We start from the raw sequence: 3,289 nt of genomic DNA on the forward strand, positions 1-3,289 counted from the left end.
CAGTTATCAGTTATCAGTTATCAGTTATCAGTTATCAGTTATCAGTTATCAGTTATCAGTTATCAGTTATCAGTTATCAGTTATCAGTTATCAGATGTAAGTTATCAGATGTAAGTTATCAGATGTAAGTTATCAGATGTAAGTTATCAGATGTAAGTTTTAAGGGTTCTTCGGTTTGTGTTATGCAATGGAGGGGGGTTATAAAGGATAAAACCCTTACATAGAAAGACATTGCTTCGATTTTTGCCAATTGTTTTCTATCTAGAACGAGCTAATCAATTGAGTCTCTTGCCCTATAAGGATTTAGTCGATTTATGCCCCCTGATCGAATCATACCAAGTAACGAAGAGCCGTTAGTTATAGCGTTTCCTGTTCGCAAGAGGTACACTATCGATGTTGAAAAGCTTAATTAGCAAAGGTTTAAGTGTGCCACACAGGTGTGAGAACCGCTATATCTTTATCTTTATACCTGTTTACTGATCACTGATTACTGATTACTGATTACTGATCACTGTTTACTGATCACTGTTTACTGATCACTGAATATAACTAACCATGGAAATGCTCGAAAACCTGAAAATGGCTTTTTCCGCTTTGATGGCCAATAAACTGCGTAGTGGTCTGACCATGCTAGGAATTGCTATCGGTAACGCCTCCGTCATTGCCCTAGTGGGAGTGGGTGAAGGAGCGCAAAAAGTTGCTATCGAGCAGTTTGAAGCCCTCGGTCCGAATGTTTTATTTGTGTCCACCTCCTCGCGCAATGTCCGGCGGACAATTCCTAATCCCCGGCCGCTCACCTACGAAGACGCTCAAGCGATCGCATCTCAAGTTCCCGCCATTGCCGCCATTTCTCCCGAATTGAGCGGTAAAAGAATTTTATCCTTCGGTAATAGAACCAGTAATAGCCCCCTAATCGGGGTGGGAGCCGAGTACCTAAACGTGCGTAACCGTCAACTATCTAAAGGTAGATTTATTATGGAATCTGACCTGAAACGGGATAATCGGGTGATTGTCTTGGGATCGGAATTAGCCAAAAATCTCTTTGGTAATCGCAATCCCGTCGGCGAAAATCTTCGCATCGGCAATCTTAGTTTTCAAGTCATTGGAGTTTTACAGGCGAAAGGCTCCTTATTTGAGGCTAATCAGGACGATCGAGCTTTAATTCCCCTAACTACCATGTCTAATCAGGTTCAAGGCCGCAGAGCTATCTATGGCATTCCCCTGACTCATATTTCTGTCTTGGCCAAAAACTCTGCCCAAATTAAAGCCGCTCAGTTTCAGATTAGCAACCTGCTGCAAATGCGTCATCAGGTCAGCGACGAGAATTATGTGCAGGTTTTCCCCCAAACCGCAGTCTTAGAAATGGCCAAAGAAACTAACGATAGTTTAACTAGAATGTTAGCCTCGATCGCCAGTATTTCCCTTTTTGTCGGGGGAATCGGTGTCATGAATATTATGCTCGTGTCAGTCACGGAAAGAACCCAAGAAATCGGGTTAAGAAAGGCTTTAGGAGCGAAAGAAGGGGATATAAAAGGTCAATTTCTGATTGAATCGGTGATTTTAGCCACCACTGGCGGAATTATCGGGATTTTTGTCGGCATTCAAGGAATGTATCTAGCGGGAATTTTTGCTGCTTTAACCACCAGTGTCTCAATCCCTGCCATAATTCTCGCTTTAGGAGTTTCCAGCGCCATCGGTCTGATTTTCGGTGTTGTTCCCGCTCATCGTGCCGCTAAATTAGACCCAATCGTTGCTTTGAGAAGATTATAGTTTTTCTAGTTCTTGTCCTGGCCTCGGGATTCTATACCCGCATCCGTTGCCGTAAAGCCCTCCGCTTGGGCTAATATTTGTAGATTATGGGCTATGGAGGCGAAAGAATCGGCAGGATATTCGATCAAAGTAGCGGAATCGAGAAAAGTTTCCACTCCCACGGGACAACCCAAATAATCAGCCACCGCTTTTGGAGTAGTAGAACCGAGGAGAATAGTTCCCGATTGTCTCACAGAAGATAGCTTTTCCCAAGGTTCATCGATCATTAAGGATAAATGGGTGGGAGCAAAAAGATTCGATAATTCGATCGCTTTTTCCAATGACTCCACCACCACGATTAAACCATAATGAGCGATCGCTTTTTCCGTTAACAATCTCTGGGGATGTATCTGTAACTGTTTTTGTACTTCTTCCTGTACTATTAAAGCTAAAGCCTTATCCGTCGTCAATAAAATCGCAGCCGCTAGGGAATACTGTTCCGCTTGCGCTAATAGATCTAGGGCCAACTGTCTGGGATTAGCCTGATTATCGGCAATAATAACCAAATCAGAAGTAATAGAGAGATAATCGATTTTTACATGGTCAGAAACCAGTTTTTTAGCCAAATTAGTATAAAAATCACCTATTCCAGCAATCATCTCCACAGGAGCGATCGTTTTTGTGCCGTAGGCTAAAGCAGCGATCGCTTGTGGTCCAGCCACCCGATAAATTTCACTAATACCCACCGATTGGGCTGCCACTAAAATCGCCGGATGGATGCGTAAATCCTCATCAGCAGGAGATACCATGACAATCCGTTTAACCCCCGCTATTTTGGCAGGAATCGCCTGTTGGAGCAATAAACTGAGATAGGCTCGTTTACCATCAGGAACGACAATTCCCACACTGTTAACCGGTTGATAGCGTTTCCCCCGAACCGTACCATCTTCAGGAAACTGCACCCAAGCTTTGGGAAGACGCTGACGGTGAAAAGCCTCCATTTTTGCACAGGCAACAGCGATCGCATTTAATAAATCCTGCGACACCTGTTGATAAGCAGCATCGAGTTCCGAGCCACTCACCTTAAGTTGTTGTAGATTAAGGGACTGTTGGTAGAATTTTTGTGTGTAATCCACCAACGAGCGATCGCCAGAAAGTCGCACCTGATCGACAATCTCTCGGACAAGCGATTCTTTTTCCCGAATTTCCGGATCGTCGAACCGTTCCCGAATTCGTCTCAGTTCCGTTCTGGCTGACCATGGCTCTGTGATAATTCGCAACATCGAGCTATTATCCTCTAGGGGCGAAACGAGATTAAAAGGTTTTCACTTCTCACACTCTAGCTTATCGCTTTCAATCTTGACCGGGGAGGGAGACGAAGTCAGTTATTTTAGCCGTCGGTCATCGGAAATTTTGGGTCTGAAACCCCGCCGTTCTAGGTTGGCTTTACGTTAGAATTAAAAGGCCAGTCTCGAAAACCAAGTGGACGGCGCAGCACCTTGAAAACTCGGCTTAGGGGGTTCCGACCAGAAAAGCTTGG

At 44.4% G+C, this 3,289-nt stretch carries 2 protein-coding genes; one reads left to right on the forward strand and one right to left on the reverse strand.

The window, feature by feature from the left end:
- The first annotated feature begins 555 nt into the window (after nucleotides 1–555).
- The gene (locus IM509_RS15880) at nucleotides 556–1,770 is read left to right on the forward strand and encodes an ABC transporter permease (RefSeq protein ID WP_052278021.1); all 1,215 of its coding nucleotides are present in this window, start codon (nucleotides 556–558) and stop codon (nucleotides 1,768–1,770) included.
- Nucleotides 1,771–1,775: 5 nt separating this feature from the next.
- On the opposite strand, the gene hisD is transcribed toward IM509_RS15880, so the two are convergent.
- Nucleotides 1,776–3,032 carry a histidinol dehydrogenase gene (gene hisD, locus IM509_RS15885; protein ID WP_004161562.1) on the reverse strand — a complete coding sequence of 419 codons (1,257 nt, stop codon included), beginning with the start codon at nucleotides 3,030–3,032 and terminating at the stop codon, nucleotides 1,776–1,778.
- Nucleotides 3,033–3,289 lie beyond the last annotated feature (257 nt).

The organism is Microcystis sp. M31BS1 (genome assembly GCF_020245285.1).
GTDB lineage: Bacteria > Cyanobacteriota > Cyanobacteriia > Cyanobacteriales > Microcystaceae > Microcystis > Microcystis panniformis.